The organism is Cellulosimicrobium sp. So1_17 (assembly GCF_055181235.1).
In genome coordinates this window covers 3,877,663-3,892,317 of the sequence record NZ_CM143702.1, presented here as the reverse complement: position 1 = coordinate 3,892,317, position 14,655 = coordinate 3,877,663, and the positions used below count along the sequence as shown (strand labels likewise).

Sequence of the window (14,655 nt, the reverse complement as noted above, 5' to 3'; positions counted from 1 at the left end):
TCCGGGTCACGACCGTGACGGGACGGACGGGACGGACGAGACGGACTCGACGGACGGCAGCAGGTCGAGCGCGAGGTCGAGGATCGGGGCGGAGTGCGTGAGGGCGCCGACCGAGAGGTAGTCGACGCCCGTGCCGGCCACCTCGCGCGCGCGGTCGAGCGTGAGGTTTCCCGTCGCCTCGAGCTCGACCTTCGCGGGCACGCCGTCCCGGCCCTCGCGCGCACGGACGGCCGCGACGGTCTCGGCGAGGACGGACGTCGGCATGTTGTCGAGCAGGAGGAAGTCGGCACCCGCGTCGAGCGCCTCCAGCGCCTGGGCGGTCGTGTCGGCCTCCACCTGGACCAGCACGTCCGAGAACGTCCGGCGGATCGCCTCGATCGCCGCGCTCACGGAGCCTGCGGCGACGACGTGGTTGTCCTTGACCATCGCGACGTCGTACAGGCCCATGCGCTTGTTGGTCCCGCCGCCGGCGCGCACGGCGTACTTCTCGAGCGCGCGCAGACCCGGCGTCGTCTTGCGCGTGTCGAGGACCTGCGCCCCCGTGCCGTCGAGCTCGCGCGCCCACGCGCGCGTCGCCGTCGCGACGCCCGACGCGCGCGACGCGAGGTTGAGCAGCGTGCGCTCCGCGACGAGCAGCACCTGGACCGGGCCGGTGAGCGCGGCGAGCACGTGGCCACGACCGACGGCGTCGCCGTCGCGCGCGGAGAACGTCACGTCGACGGGCGGCAGCCCGAGCCGCGCGGCCACCTGGCGCGTCACCTCCTCGACCACGACGAGACCGGCGACCACGCCGTCCGCGCGCGCGACGAGGTGCGCGGTGCCCGTGGCCGACGGCGGGACGGTCGCCTGGGTGGTGACGTCGCGCCCGGGCGCGACGCCGAGGTCCTCGTCGAGCGCGCGCGCCACGGTCTCGGCGACCCACGTGGGGTCCAGACCCGGCTCGACGCGCGACGGGGCGCCGGGCTGCGGTTCGCCCTCGGACGGGCGGGCGGGAACGGGCTCGGCGGGGGTGCTCACGGTCCCCCACCGTAGCCGCCCGCGCGACGACCGAGCACGACCTCGCCCGCGGTCGAGAACGACCTCGCGGTCGTCATCGCGCGCAGAACGTCCCTCAGGTCGTGCTCGGCAGGGAACCGGTCAGCGGACGAGCAGGGTGCCGTCGTCGTCGAGCGAGACGACGACGCGGCGCTCCCACGCCGGGTCCGGCGCCGGGAAGTCGGTGCGGAAGTGGCCGCCGCGGCTCTCGCTGCGCAGCGTCGCCGCCGCGGTGAGCGCCGTCGCGACCTGGTGGATGTTCGTCGTCTCCCACTCGGCGGCCTGCGGCTGCGCGACGACGTCGCTCGCCTCGTGCGCGTCCGTGCGGATCGCGGCGAGGCGGCGCTCGGCAGCGGCGAGCCCCTCGGCGTCGCGGATGACGCCTGGCCCGGCGGACGCGACCGACTGGATCCGCGACCGGGCGGCCGCGGCGACGAGCGCGGACGGCCCGGGACGCGGAGACGGCGACCCGAGGACGAGGTCGCCCGCGGCGACGCGCCCCGTGATCTCGCGCGCCGCGCGGTGGGCGAACACGAGCCCTTCGAGCAGCGAGTTGGACGCGAGCCGGTTGGCGCCGTGGACGCCGGTGCAGGCGACCTCGCCGATCGCGTACAGGCCGTCCAGGGACGACCGCCCGTGCAGGTCCGTGATCACCCCGCCCGAGTGGTAGTGCTGGGCGGGGGCCACGGGCACGGGCTCCTCGGTCCAGTCGATGCCGTTGTCGAGGAGCCGCCCGGTGATCGTCGGGAAGCGCGAGCGCAGGAAGTCGGCGCCGAGGTGCCGTGCGTCGAGCAGCACGTGGTCGGACCCGGTAGCGGCCATCTGTCGGACGATCGCGTGCGCGACGACGTCGCGCGGCGCGAGCTCGGCCATGGCGTGCTGCGCGGGCATGAAGCGGTGCCCGTCGGTGTCGAGGAGGATCGCCCCCTCGCCCCGCACGGCCTCCGAGATGAGCGGGAGCTGGCCCTTGGCGCCCAGCCCGAGCCACAGCACGGTCGGGTGGAACTGGACGAACTCGAGGTCCCCGAGCGCGGCGCCCGCGCGCAGGGCCGCCGCGATCCCGTCGCCCGTCGCCTGGGGCGGGTTCGTCGAGGACCGGAAGACCTGGCCCACTCCCCCTGTCGCGAGCACCACGGCCCGGGCCAGGGCCGCGCCGACGCCGTCCCGCGTGCCCTCACCCTTCACGTGGAGGGTCACGCCGCACGCCCGGGGCCGTCCGGCCGGGTCGCCGTCGGAGCCGGGCGCGGTCGTGAGGACGTCGAGCACGAGCGCGTTCTCGATGACCTCGATGCCCGGGTCCGAGCGCACGGCGTCGAGCTGCGCGACGAGCGCGCGCGAGATCTCGGCACCGGTCGCGTCGCCGCCCGCGTGGGCGATCCGGTCGGCGTGGTGCCCGCCCTCGCGCGTGAGAGCGATGTCGCCGTTGGCGGCCCGGTCGAACCGCGCACCGAGCGCCACGAGCTCGCGCACGCGGGCCGGACCCTCCGTGACGAGCACCTCGACCGCGACCGGGTCGCACAGCCCGCCGCCCGCGACGAGCGTGTCCGCGAGGTGCGCCTCCGGCGAGTCCTCCGGGTGGAGCGCCGCGGCGATGCCGCCCTGCGCCCAGACCGTCGAGCCCGACGACAGCTCGCCCTTCGTGACGAGCAGGACCCGGGGCACGCGCGTGCGCAGCTCGAGCGCCGCGGTGAGTCCCGCGATGCCGGAGCCGACGACGATGGCGTCGGCCGTCGTCGTCCAGCCGGGCTCCGGGGCGGCGAGGGAGCGGGCGAGCGCGCTCACCCGCGGTGCGCCGCGCCGTCGGGCCGGCCGGTGGGCACGCCGTCGCGCACCGCGCCCGGGGCGGTGTCGTGGCCGGTGTCGTGACCCGCCCGGACGGCCGCGAAGGCCAGCCCGCTCGGCTCCAGGCCCCGCGCCGCCGGGACGTCCGGGACGAGCCCCGGCTCGTCCGAGAGCTCGACGATGCGGTTGCGCTCGTCCACGAACACGACGTGCGGGAGGTAGGTGCGCGCGTCCTCGTCGGACAGCGTCCCGTACGCGATGAGGATGACGACGTCGCCCGGGTCCACGAGGTGCGCCGCGGCGCCGTTGATGCAGATCTGGCCCGCGCCGCGCTCGCCCGGGATCACGTACGTGGTCAGCCGCGCGCCGTTCGTCACGTCGACGACGTCGACCTGCTGGCCCGGGTACAGGTCGGCCGCGTCGAGCAGGTCGGCGTCGACGGTGATCGACCCGACGTAGTGCAGGTCGGCCTGGGTCACCGTCGCGCGGTGGATCTTGCCGATCATCATGGGTCGCTGCAGCGATGCCGGGCGTCGCTCGGCGGGGCGCGGGGTCGGCGCGGTCACGCGGTTCCTCCAGGGTGCTGGGCACGGTCGTCGGCCGTCGGGGAGCCCGGGTCTCGGGCACCGGCGGCTGCACGGATCTCGACGGCCGTGTTGTCGATGAGTCGGGTGGTGCCCACGCGCGCGGCCACGAGGAGGAGTCCCGGGCCGACGGCGCCGGGCGCCAGGTCCTCCACGGTAGCCGGGTCGACGAGCACCAGGTAGTCCGCGTCAACGCCAGGGGTCCCGTCGAGGATTCCCCGCGCCGCAGCGAGGACTGCGACGGCGTCCGCGCCCCCGTCCGCCGCGTCCGCCCCCGCGCGCAGCGCACGGCTCAGCGCGAGCGCGTGCTCGCGCTCCTCGGGCGTGAGGTACGCGTTCCGGGACGAGCGCGCGAGCCCGTCGCTCTCGCGGACCGTCGGCACGCCGAGGATCTCCACGCCGAGGTCGAGGTCGGCCACGAGGCGCCGTACGGCGAGGAGCTGCTGGGCGTCCTTCGCGCCGAACACGGCCACGTCCGGCCGCACGAGGTGCAGGAGCTTGAGCACGACCGTGAGGACCCCGTCGAAGTGCCCCGGCCGGGACGCGCCCTCGAGCACGGTCCCGATGCGGCCCGACGTCACGCGCACGATCGGCGCGTCCCCGCCCTGCCCGAAGCCCGGGTACATCTCCTCGACGTCCGGGGCGAACACGAGGTCCACGCGGGCGTCGGGTCCGGCCGACGCGAGGAGCGCGACGTCGCCCTCGACGTCGCGCGGGTAGCGCTCGTAGTCCTCGCCCGGGCCGAACTGCAGGGGGTTCACGAAGTCCGTGACGACGACCTCGCCCTCCGCGCCCACGGCCTCGCGCGCGCGCCGCACGAGCTCGAGGTGGCCCGCGTGCAGCGCGCCCATCGTCATGACGACCGCTCGGCGCCGGCTGCGGGCGAGAGCGGCGCGCAGGTCGGCTCGCGTCGTGGCGACGCGCGGGGCCGCCGGTCCCGTGCCGTGGTCGGCCGTGCCCGAGCCGTCGTCGATCGGGTCCGCACGGCGGTCCGGGGTCATCGTCGTCCTTCCTGAGGGCCGTCCTGGTCGTCGTCGTGCGCGAGGTCCGGCGCCTCGTCCGGGACGGCCGCGAGCGCGTCGAGCACTGCCTTCTCCGCGGAGCCGTCGATGCGCCCGCTCGCGCGGGACCGGACCGCCGCCCCGCGGCTCAGGGCGACGTACGACGGCGGCACGTCGGCCGCGTCGCTCGTCGCCGCGAGCGCGCGCAGGGCCGCGAGGTGCTCGACGACCGTCCCGACGTCGCCGCGCGACACGGGCCCGGTGAGCGCCGAGATCGCGCCCGCCGCTCCCCCGGTGCCCGACTCCGCGCCGCGGTCTGCGGCCCGGGTCGCGCCGTCGAGCGCGGCCGACAGGAGCGGCGCGAGCACGCGTCCCGGCTGCTCGACCCCCGCCGCCTCGAGGGCCTGCGCCGCCTGCGCGACGAGCACGACCAGGTGGTTCGCGCCGTGCGCGAGCGCCGCGTGGTAGAGGCCGCGGGACTCCTCGGCGACCACGACCGGCTCGCCGCCGATCTCGACGACGAGCGCCTGCCCGATCGGCAGGACCGGCGTCGGACCGGTCACGGCGAACGTCGAACCCTCGAGGCGCGACAGGTCGAGCGAGGTCCCGGTGAACGTCATCGCGGGGTGGATCGCGAGCGGGATCGCGCCCGCCGCCCGCGCCGGGTCGAGGACCGCGGCGCCGTAGCGCCCCGACGTGTGCACGACGATCTGCCCCGGCTGCCACGCCCCCACGTCGGCGAGGCCGCGCACGAGACCGGGCAGCGTGTCGTCGGGCACCGCGAGGAGCACGAGCTCGGCGCGCTCCACGACCTGCGGCACCTCGAGCACGGGCACGCCCGGCAGGAGCGCGTCGATGCGGTCGCGCGACGCCTCGGAGATGCCGCTCGCGCCCACGACCGCGTGCCCCGTCGCGCGCAGCGCGCTGCCGAGGACCGCGCCGACGCGGCCCGCGCCCACGACGCCGACGCCGAGCCGTCCGGGGCGGCGGGCGTCGGGCGCGCTCACGCGTCGCTCCCGACGTCCTGCCCGTCGGGCACGGGGTCGGCCGGAGCCTCGAGCGGGACCTCGTCGCGCCGCATCCAGAGCTCGGGGCCCTGGTGGGCACGGGCCTCGTGCGCACGGGCCGCCTGCGTGTCGAGGAGGCGCGCGGCGTCGGCGGAGTCGAGGTGGTAGACCTTCGGGACGACCGGGCCGGGGGTCGAGTGCACGGCGAACGTCGCGACGTCGAACCGGCGCTGCAGGGGACCCTGCTCGAGCCCGAGGGACTGCGTGCGCTCGTGCGGCACGACGACGAGGCTGCGGAACACGCGCCCGCTGCGCAGCACGAGCGCGCGGTCAGTCACCGCGAACCCGCTGCGCCGCCACGAGACGAGGTCCAGGAGCCGTGCCCTGCGCGGCATCGCCACGAAGTGCTCGCCCGCGTCACGGCCCGACAGGCCTTCGTCGAGGAGCGCGCGCGGGTCGGCCGTGCCGAGGTCCGGCAGGACCAGCCACAGCGCGGCGAGCGCCTCGTCGCGCGACCCGACCGGCAGCAGGACGCTCTTCGTCTGGGACCCGTCGGCGCTCGGCCCGTACCCGGCGACGTTCACGTCGACACGCCACCAGTCCGGACCTCGCCAGAACGGACCCTGGAGCAGCCGCACCGCCTGGACGCGGCCGGGCGGGATGGTCTGCGAGCGTGTCTCGAGGAGGCCGTGGCGCAGGCGGATGCCGTCGGGCGAGATCGCAGAACGGAAGCCGAACTCGCCCGTGAAGCGCTGGAACAGGTAGCCGCCGAAGCCCAGGACGGCCGGCAGCGCGCTGAACAGGATGCCGATCTCGCGCGTGCCGATGACGACGCCCACGATGCCGAGGATGCCCAGGACGAGGCCGAGGGTCGCGCCCGAGCGCAGGAGCGACGCGACGAGACGGCCCGGCTGGAGCGCGGTGACGGGCTGCTCGGGCGCCTCCTGCAGGGGCGCGGGGAGAGTGGCCGTCCCGTCCTGCGCCGACATGTCGGTGGTGCCGGGCCCCTGCTGGCCCGCGGGGCCGACCGGCACGTGCGGGGCGGCCGGGCTCGACGGCGCCGCCCCGACGCGCAGGCCCGCGGCGCGGGCGAGCAGCTCGACGCGCAGCCGGTCCGCGTCGTCCTGCTTGAGGAAGCCGAGCTTGACGCCCGAGTCGCCGCCGCCCGCCACCTCGAGCTTGAGCTCGGCGAGCCCGAAGAACCGGGCGAGGAGCGGCTGGACGACGTCGACCGCCTGCAGGCGGTCGAGACGCGCGCGCCGCTGCTGGCGGAAGAGGACCCCAGTGCGCAGGTGCACGGACTCGTCGTCGACCGCGTAGCTCGTCATGCGCCACGCGAGCGCCGAGTAGCCGAGCCCCACGAGGCCGATGGCCAGCACGCCGAGCAGGACCTGCCACCAGCGGTCGCCCTCGAGCAGGTTCTGCCCCTCGGGCAGGCCGTTGAGCGTCTGCTGGCCGACGACGACGAGCAGCACCGCGATGACCGTCCAGCCGCGCACGAGCGGCGTGACGGGGTGCACGCGCTGCCAGTCGAGCGCCGTCGCCGAGGCTTCGTGCTGCGACGCGTCCGGCGTGGCCGGCGCACCCGGGCCGGGGACCTCGCCGCTCACAGGCCCGCCAGACGAGCCTCGCCGCGCGACGCGAGGCGGTCGCGCAGGCGGTCCGCCTCGGCGGGCTCGAGGCCGTCGATCGTCGCGTCCGTCGACGCGGACGCCGTGTGGAGCTGGATCTGCGCGATGCGCAGCCTGCGGGCCAGCGGACCGGCCTGCACGTCGACGTACTGCATGCGTCCGTACGGCACGACGACGAGCGAGCGGAACATGATGCCCTTGCGGATGAGCAGGTCGTCGTCGCGCTCGGCGTACCCGATCGCACGGACCTGGCGCGGCACCAGCAGCACCGTCCAGAGACCGATCAGCGCGAGCACGCCGAGGACGAGCCACTGCCACCAGTGCGGGAACAGGATCGCGAGGACGACCACCGGGACCGCGAGGACGGCGAGCGTGATCGCCGTCGAGAGGAGGCGCGCCGTGATCAGCCGTGGGGACACGCCCGACCACACGATCCCGGGCGGGTCGAACGGACCCGCGGCGTCGCGCGTCAGGGCTCGGTCGGAGTCGGTCATGTCTCGATTCTCCCATCCGGCGGACGCCACCGGGTCGAGGTCAGGCCGAGGCGCCGGCCTCGCCGTCGGCCTCGGCCGTCCTGCGGCGCTCGGCGCCCGGCTCGTCGTCGTCCCCCGGGGGCGGGAGCTGGCAGAACCGCTCCGCGAGCAGCCCCGCCGCGGCCAGGACGAGGGCGCACGCGACCGCGATCCCGGCCGCGACCGCGCGGTCACGTCGGGCCTCGATCGCGAGGTCGGGCAGCGCGGCGAGCACCTGCGCGCCGTACCAGCCCGCGAGCAGCGCGCCCGTGAGCGCCGCCGCCTTCGCCAGCACGAAGGTCCGCGCCGCGCGGATCGGGTCGAGGCCCGGGCGGCGGCCCTTCTGGTACGCGCGCACCGCCCAGCCCGCCCAGAAGACTCCCGCCGCGAGCGCGACGATCGCGACGTCGACCACCCACGGGACCGCCGGGAGGTAGGTGCCGCGGCCCTCGACGAACCGCACGACGAGCCAGCCCACCACCGCCGTCACGACCGCGACGAGCAGCAGCGTCCGGACGGACGAGCGGCGCATCAGCGCTGGGGGTCGGACGGCGGGGTGGACACCGGCGGGAACGGTGACCAGTGCTCGGTCCCCGGCGGGACCGGCTGGGCGGGCTCTGCCGGGACGGGCGGCAGGGGCGTGACCGGACGGACCACCTGGTGCAGCGCGGGGTCCGCGAGCGGCCCCGGGGCGGCGACCGGTGCGCCGGTCGGCGCGTCGCCGCGGGCCCCGAACGGCGAGCTCACCGGGGCGAACGGCACCCCGCGGATGATCCCCTCACCGCGCTCCGGCTCGGCCGCCCCGGCCGACCACGACGGCTCCCCCGGCCACGACGGCTCCCCCGGGTGGCGGTGCTCCGGCTCGTCGGGGTGCACCGGGCTGAACACCGGCACCGCGACGAGCGGCTCGGCCGGTGCCTGTGCCGGTGCCGGAGCCGGAGCCGGTGCCGTGATCGGCGGGAACGGCGAGGTCTGCGTGAAGGGCTGACCCTGCGGGGAGGACGTCGCGTGCGACGCCGGGTGCGACGTCTGCCGGGGAGGCGACGGCGGGTCGAAGGGGAACGGCGACGGTTCCTCGGTGTCGCGCACGGTCTCCGGTCCTGCAGCGGGGGCGGCCGGAGCCGACAGGCCGGCCTGCGCACCCGGGGCCGGCGGTGCGACAGGGGCGGGCGGTGCGCCAGGGGCGGGCGGCACGGGCGGTTCGGCCGGGGCCGTCTGCGCAGGTGCGGGTGCCGGTGCGGGTGCGGGTGCGGGTGCGACGACCGCGGGCGCTGGCGTCGGCGCGGGCGGCACGACCGGGACCGGAGGTGCGACCTGAGCCGGCGCCCCGCCGTCGGGCGTCGCGGGAGCCGGGCTCGCGATCGGCACGGCGCCCGTCGGGTTCGGCGCGCCCTCCGTGAGCCAGTCGAGCGCGAGCCAGCGGATCCCTGCACGGTCCGGTGCCGTCGCGGCGAGCGCGGCCACGGGGCCACCGCCCAGGCCCGGCAGCACCGCGCCGGGGTCGATCTGCGACCACGGCTCCAGCACGAACGCGCGCTCGTGCGCACGCGGGTGCGGGAGCTCGAGGTCGTCGGCGACCGCCGTCAGGGACCCGTAGACGATGAGGTCGACGTCGAGAGTGCGCGGCCCCCAGCGCTCGTGCCGGACGCGCCCGTGCGACCGCTCGACCGCCTGGCACGCCTGCAGGAGGTCCCGGGCGGACAGCCGCGTGCGCGCGAGCACCACGGCGTTGAGGAAGTCGGGCTGCTCCGGGCCCACGGCCGCGGTGCGCGCGAGCGGCGACACCTCCGTCAGCTCGAGGCCCGAGATGCGGTCGAGGTCGGTGATCGCGTCGCGCAGGGTCTGCTGCGCGTCGCCGAGGTTCGCACCGAGCGCGAGGACGACCTCGACGAAGTCCGCAGGGACGTCGTCCATCCGGTCCCGCTCGCGCACCTCCTCGTCGACCGGCGCTCCGGCGGTCGGGGACCCGGCGGCCGCACCGTCGGCGACCTCGTCCGCGACGGACACCGGGTTCCCGGACGGGGTCTCCACCGGCGCGGTGTCGCCGACCGGCAGCGGGACCGGCGGGACGTCCTGACCGGCCCGGTCCTGAGCCGGGACCGGCTCCTGCGCCGACACCGCCTCGTGGAGCAGGGCGGCCTCCTGCGCCGGGACGGGGGGCGCCTCGCGCGTGGCGTCGGCGGCCGGCTCGTACGCAGCGTCGGTCGCCGGGTGCTCGGCGTCGTCGTCGGTGGGCCGGTGCGCGGCGTCGCCGACCTCGTCCTGGGGACCGGAGCCGACCTGAGGGTCGTCGGTCACCGGCCGGGGCAGGTCCTCGACGGCCTCGGGGCTCGCGCTCGGTGCCGGCACGGCCCCGGCAGGGTGGCCGAGCGCGTCGACCGCCGCGGCCGTCGGAGCGGTGGTGGGCGCCGCCGCAGCCGGTCCGTCGTCCGAGGACCCGGCCTCGGGCGAACCGGTGACCGAGGACCCGGTCGGGGACTCGACGTCGGGCACGGCGGTGAAGGGCTCCGGCTCGGTCGGTCGCTCGACCGCGCCCGTGGGCGGGATGCTCGGCGGCATGACGGCCGGGGCCTCGGCGAGCACGGGCTCGGGCTCCGGGTCGCGCACGGTCTCCACGCCGTGGATCAGGGCCGGCGCCACGGAGCCGACGGGGATCGGGGCGACGGGCTGCTGCTCGCGCGCGTCCTGCCGGCGGGCGAGGGGCGCCACGACCGGGACGACGACGCGGTCACGGCGGATGACGACCTCGACGTCCTCGAACGGCACGGTGATCGGCGCCTGCGGCTTGTGCACGGCCACGTCGACCGCCACGACGTCGGGATGCGTGAGGATCGTCGCGGCGATGCGCTCGGCCACGGTCTCGACGAGGTCGGCCGGCGACCCCTCGAGGACGGCGACGACGTCCTCCGCGACCCCCGCGTAGCTCACCGTGTCCGCGAGGTCGTCCCCGCGCGCGGCCTCGCGCGTGTCGAGGTGCAGCACGACGTCGGCGCGGAAGAGCTGCCCCTCGGCCTTCTCGTGCTCGAGCACGCCGTGGTGGCCGGTCGCGCTGAGCCCGGTGAGGCGGATCCGGTCGAACGGCCGGCCGTCCGCGTCGAGGACCGCTCCTGCGAACGCTGTGGTCACGTCGTGCTCCCGTCCTGACGTGGGAGCACGAGGCGTCCGGGGACGGTCGTGCTCCGCTGTCTCGTGCGATCGGTCGTGCCGATCGTTCGTGCCGTTGCTGTCGATCGCTGTCGATCGCTGTCTCGCGGCGGTGTCGTGCCGCCGCCGCCCATCCTGCTAGGTCGCGGGCCGCTCCGTCGAGTCCCCGTCCACCGCAGCACCGGGACCGGCGGCGCGCGCCCGGTCCCAGGCCGCGACGACGCGGACCGCGTCAGCCGACGCGCGGACGGCGTGGACACGGACGCACCACGCCCCGGCCGCGGCGGCGAGCGTCGTGACCGCGGCGGTCGCGTCGTCGCGCGAGAGGGGTGGGACCGCCTGCCCGTCCGGGCCTGCGAGGAGATGACCGAGGAACCGCTTGCGCGACGCCCCGACGAGCACCGGCAGGCCGAGGTCCTCGAGCTCGCCCAGTCGCGCGAGGAGCGGCCAGTTCGACGCCCCCGACTTCGAGAACCCGAGGCCCGGGTCGAGGACCACCTGCTCTCGCCGCACCCCCGCCGCGTGCAGCACATCGAGCCGGGCGGCGAGCTCCGAGCGCACGTCCGTGACGACGTCGTCGTAGTCCTCGAGGTCGTCCATGACGTCGGCGTGACCGCGCCAGTGCATGCACACGTAGGCGGCCCCGGTGCGCGCGACGACGCCCGCCATGTCCGGGTCGGCGAGACCGCCCGAGACGTCGTTGACGATCCGGGCCCCCGCCGCGACGGCCTGCTCGGCGACCACGGCGCGCGTGGTGTCGACCGACACGACCGCACCGTCCGCCGCGAGCGCGGCGACGACCGGCAGGACGCGCGCCAGCTCCTCCTCCACGGGGACGCGGCTCGCCCCCGGGCGGGTCGACTCGCCGCCGACGTCGAGGATGTCGGCTCCCTCGTCGAGGAGCTCGCGACCGTGCGCGACGGCGGCGTCGGGCTCGTACCACTCGCCGCCGTCGGAGAACGAGTCGGGCGTGACGTTGACGACGCCCATGACGAGCGTCCGGTCCAGACCGGCGAGCTCCTCGAGGCCGGCGACCGGGCGCGAGCGCGACGGGCGCGGCGCGCGGTCGGGAGTCATACGGGTCAGCGGCCCAGGATGAGGCTCATCGCCTCGGCGCGGGTCGCGGCGTCCCGCATCTGCCCCCGCACCGCGGACGTGACGGTGCGCGACCCCGGCTTGCGGACCCCGCGCATGGACATGCACAGGTGCTCGCACTCCACGACGACGATGGCGCCGCGCGGCTGCAGGTGCTCGACGAGCGCGTCGGCGACCTGCGACGTGAGGCGCTCCTGGACCTGGGGCCGCCGCGCGTACACGTCGACGAGCCGCGCGAGCTTCGACAGGCCGGTGATCCGTCCGTCGACGTTCGGGATGTACCCGACGTGCGCGACGCCGTGGAACGGCACGAGGTGGTGCTCGCACGTCGAGTACACCTCGATGTCCTTGACGAGCACCATCTCCTCGTGGCCGAGGTCGAACGTCGTGGTGAGGACGTCCCCCGGCTCCTGGCGCAGCCCCGCGAAGATCTCGCGGTAGGCCCGGGCGACCCGGGCCGGCGTCTCGCGCAGCCCTTCGCGCTCCGGGTCCTCGCCGACGGCGAGCAGCAGCTCGCGCACGGCGGCCTCGGCCCGTTCGGCGTCGTACGGGGGCACGTCCGCGGGAGCGGGCAGGTCCTCGGCCGACCGCGAGCGCGTGATGCCGCTCGGGGCGCCGTCCGCCGTCATCAGGCCTGTCCCGGCCCGGCGACGTCGGACACGCCGTCACCAGGTTCGGCACGACCGAGGGCACGGTCGAGCGGCGAGTCCGCCGGTACCTCGCCGATGCGCTCGGGCGGGAGCTCGTCGTTCGCCGCCGCGGCCTCGTCCTGCGGGATCACCGGGTGGCCGTTCTGCGCGGCTCGCTCGGCGTCGGTGAGGACGGGTCCGCGCTGCGAGACGGAGCGCTGCTCGCTCGACAGCCACACGTCGCGGGGGTCGCGCTTGGTCACCGGCTCGAAGACGCGGGCGAGCTCTGCCTGGTTGAGCGTCTCCTTCTCGAGGAGCTCGAGCACGAGCGCGTCGAGCACGTCGCGGTACTGCGTGAGCACCTCCCACGCCTCGTCGTGCGCGGCCTCGACGAGCTTGCGCACCTCGTGGTCCACCGTGCCCGCGACCGACTCGGAGTAGTCGCGCGTGTGCCCCATGTCGCGGCCCATGAACGGCTCGCCCGAGCCCGTGCCGAGCTTGATCGCCCCGACGCGCTCGCTCATGCCGTACTCGGTGACCATCTTCTTCGCGATCGCGGTGGCCTTCTCGATGTCGTTCGAGGCGCCCGTCGTCGGGTCGTGGAACACGAGCTCCTCGGCGACACGACCGCCCATCGCGTACGCGAGCTGGTCGAGCAGCTCGTTGCGCGTCGTCGAGTACTTGTCCTCGGTCGGCATGACCATCGTGTACCCGAGGGCGCGGCCGCGCGGCAGGATCGTCACCTTCGTGACGGGGTCCGTGTAGCGCATCGCCGCGGCGACGAGGGCGTGGCCGCCCTCGTGGTACGCGGTGATCTTCTGCTCCTTGACGTTCATCACGCGCGTGCGCTTCTGCGGGCCGGCGACGACGCGGTCGATCGCCTCGTCGAGCGCGCGGTCGTCGATGAGCTGGGCGCCGCTGCGCGCGGTGAGCAGCGCGGCCTCGTTGAGCACGTTCGCGAGGTCGGCGCCCGTGAAACCGGGGGTGCGGCGCGCGACGGCGGCGAGGTCGATCTCGGGGACGATCGGCTTGCCCTGGGCGTGGACGCGCAGGATCGCCTCGCGGCCCTTGAGGTCGGGCGCCTCGACGGCGATCTGCCGGTCGAAGCGGCCCGGGCGCAGGAGCGCCGGGTCGAGGATGTCGGGGCGGTTCGTCGCCGCGATGAGGATGACGTTCGTCTTGACGTCGAACCCGTCCATCTCGACGAGGAGCTGGTTGAGCGTCTGCTCGCGCTCGTCGTGGCCGCCGCCCATGCCCGCACCGCGGTGCCGGCCGACGGCGTCGATCTCGTCGACGAAGATGATCGCCGGCGAGTTCTCCTTGGCCTGGGTGAACAGGTCGCGCACGCGGCTCGCGCCGACGCCGACGAACATCTCGACGAAGTCCGAGCCGGAGATCGTGTAGAACGGCACGCCGGCCTCGCCCGCGACGGCGCGCGCGAGCAGCGTCTTGCCCGTCCCGGGAGGCCCGTAGAGCAGGACGCCCTTGGGGATCTTCGCGCCGACGGCCTGGAACTTGTCGGGCTCGGCGAGGAACTCCTTGATCTCGTGGAGCTCCTCGACGGCCTCGTCGGCGCCCGCGACGTCCGAGAACGTGACCTGCGGGGTGTCCTTCGAGACGAGCTTGGCGCGCGACTTGCCGAAGCCCATGACGCGCGACCCGCCGCCCTGCATGCGCGAGAGCAGGAACCAGAACAGCACGCCGATGATGAGGAACGGGATGAGCAGCCCGAGCAGCGACGACCAGAACGACGGCTGGGCGACCTCGGAGTTGTACCCGTCCGCCGGCTCGGCGGCCACGACGGCGTCCACGACGGCCTCGCCCTGCGGCGCGACGTAGAAGAACTCGACGTTCGTGCCGTAGTCGTGCTCGTCGTCCGTGCCCTCGTCGGTCACGTAGTTCTCGGACAACGTCAGGCGCACCCGCTGGTCGCCGTCCACGATGAGCGCCTGGTCGACGGTGTCGCCGGTCAGGAGCTCGAGGCCCGCGGACGTGTCGATGCGCTGCACCGTCGGCCGCGACAGCGTCGTGAACGCGATCCAGAGGATGACGAGGCCGAGCACGATCCAGACGATCGGCCCACTGAGAATCTTCTTGATGTTCATCGGCGACGGGGCGCGCGCCCCGGATCCCTCCGCTCGCGCAAGTGTTCGGGCTCGAAACTACACGCTGGACCTTGGCGTCCGCTGTGCTTCGCGGCCCTGTTCGCCCAGGGCGTGGACGGGCGCACCGCAC

At 75.6% G+C, this 14,655-nt stretch carries 12 protein-coding genes; all 12 read right to left on the bottom strand.

Annotation, left to right across the window (positions count from 1 at the left end):
- Nucleotides 1–6: 6 nt before the first annotated feature.
- Nucleotides 7–933, bottom strand: coding sequence for a carboxylating nicotinate-nucleotide diphosphorylase (nadC, locus tag ACZCLJ_RS17165; RefSeq protein ID WP_463106425.1), 927 nt, complete (start codon nucleotides 931–933; stop codon nucleotides 7–9).
- A 204-nt stretch (nucleotides 934–1,137) separates the two neighbouring features.
- Complete coding sequence (locus ACZCLJ_RS17160; protein ID WP_463104630.1) at nucleotides 1,138–2,817, bottom strand: L-aspartate oxidase; 1,680 nt, start codon at nucleotides 2,815–2,817, stop codon at nucleotides 1,138–1,140.
- Nucleotides 2,814–3,326, bottom strand: coding sequence for an aspartate 1-decarboxylase (gene panD / locus ACZCLJ_RS17155; protein WP_463106424.1), 513 nt, complete (start codon nucleotides 3,324–3,326; stop codon nucleotides 2,814–2,816). The genes ACZCLJ_RS17160 and panD overlap by 4 nt, the downstream gene beginning before the upstream one ends.
- Before the next feature lie 53 nt (nucleotides 3,327–3,379).
- A complete protein-coding gene (gene panC, locus ACZCLJ_RS17150; protein WP_463104629.1) occupies nucleotides 3,380–4,402 on the bottom strand; it encodes a pantoate--beta-alanine ligase in 1,023 nt (340 codons plus the stop codon).
- A complete protein-coding gene (locus ACZCLJ_RS17145) occupies nucleotides 4,399–5,409 on the bottom strand; it encodes a Rossmann-like and DUF2520 domain-containing protein (protein WP_463104628.1) in 1,011 nt (336 codons plus the stop codon). Before ACZCLJ_RS17145 ends, panC begins: the two co-directional genes overlap by 4 nt.
- A complete protein-coding gene (locus tag ACZCLJ_RS17140) occupies nucleotides 5,406–7,019 on the bottom strand; it encodes a PH domain-containing protein (RefSeq protein WP_463104627.1) in 1,614 nt (537 codons plus the stop codon). The genes ACZCLJ_RS17145 and ACZCLJ_RS17140 overlap by 4 nt, the downstream gene beginning before the upstream one ends.
- Nucleotides 7,016–7,534 carry a PH domain-containing protein gene (locus ACZCLJ_RS17135; protein WP_463104626.1) on the bottom strand — a complete coding sequence of 173 codons (519 nt, stop codon included), beginning with the start codon at nucleotides 7,532–7,534 and terminating at the stop codon, nucleotides 7,016–7,018. Before ACZCLJ_RS17135 ends, ACZCLJ_RS17140 begins: the two co-directional genes overlap by 4 nt.
- 40 nt (nucleotides 7,535–7,574) lie before the next feature.
- Nucleotides 7,575–8,084 (bottom strand): DUF3180 domain-containing protein, encoded by a 510-nt coding sequence (locus ACZCLJ_RS17130; RefSeq protein ID WP_251150132.1) that lies wholly within the window; start codon nucleotides 8,082–8,084, stop codon nucleotides 7,575–7,577.
- On the bottom strand, nucleotides 8,084–10,678 hold the full coding sequence (gene folK / locus ACZCLJ_RS17125; protein ID WP_463104625.1) for a 2-amino-4-hydroxy-6-hydroxymethyldihydropteridine diphosphokinase: 2,595 nt from the start codon (nucleotides 10,676–10,678) through the stop codon (nucleotides 8,084–8,086). Before folK ends, ACZCLJ_RS17130 begins: the two co-directional genes overlap by 1 nt.
- A gap of 156 nt (nucleotides 10,679–10,834) precedes the next feature.
- The gene (folP, locus tag ACZCLJ_RS17120) at nucleotides 10,835–11,773 is read right to left on the bottom strand and encodes a dihydropteroate synthase (RefSeq protein ID WP_463104624.1); all 939 of its coding nucleotides are present in this window, start codon (nucleotides 11,771–11,773) and stop codon (nucleotides 10,835–10,837) included.
- A gap of 5 nt (nucleotides 11,774–11,778) precedes the next feature.
- Nucleotides 11,779–12,420: a GTP cyclohydrolase I FolE gene (folE, locus tag ACZCLJ_RS17115; RefSeq protein ID WP_463104623.1), complete on the bottom strand. Its 642-nt coding sequence runs from the start codon at nucleotides 12,418–12,420 to the stop codon at nucleotides 11,779–11,781.
- Nucleotides 12,420–14,525, bottom strand: a complete 2,106-nt coding sequence (gene ftsH / locus ACZCLJ_RS17110; RefSeq protein ID WP_251150128.1) for an ATP-dependent zinc metalloprotease FtsH — start codon at nucleotides 14,523–14,525, stop codon at nucleotides 12,420–12,422. Before ftsH ends, folE begins: the two co-directional genes overlap by 1 nt.
- Nucleotides 14,526–14,655 lie beyond the last annotated feature (130 nt).

Coding starts and splice junctions, on each gene's coding strand:
- ftsH (WP_251150128.1), bottom strand. CDS start 14,525: ATGAACATCAAGAAGATTCTCAGTGGGCCGATCGTCTGGATCGTGCTC.
- panC (WP_463104629.1), bottom strand. CDS start 4,402: ATGACCCCGGACCGCCGTGCGGACCCGATCGACGACGGCTCGGGCACG.
- ACZCLJ_RS17130 (WP_251150132.1), bottom strand. CDS start 8,084: ATGCGCCGCTCGTCCGTCCGGACGCTGCTGCTCGTCGCGGTCGTGACG.
- ACZCLJ_RS17135 (WP_463104626.1), bottom strand. CDS start 7,534: ATGACCGACTCCGACCGAGCCCTGACGCGCGACGCCGCGGGTCCGTTC.
- folP (WP_463104624.1), bottom strand. CDS start 11,773: ATGACTCCCGACCGCGCGCCGCGCCCGTCGCGCTCGCGCCCGGTCGCC.
- panD (WP_463106424.1), bottom strand. CDS start 3,326: ATGATGATCGGCAAGATCCACCGCGCGACGGTGACCCAGGCCGACCTG.
- folE (WP_463104623.1), bottom strand. CDS start 12,420: ATGACGGCGGACGGCGCCCCGAGCGGCATCACGCGCTCGCGGTCGGCC.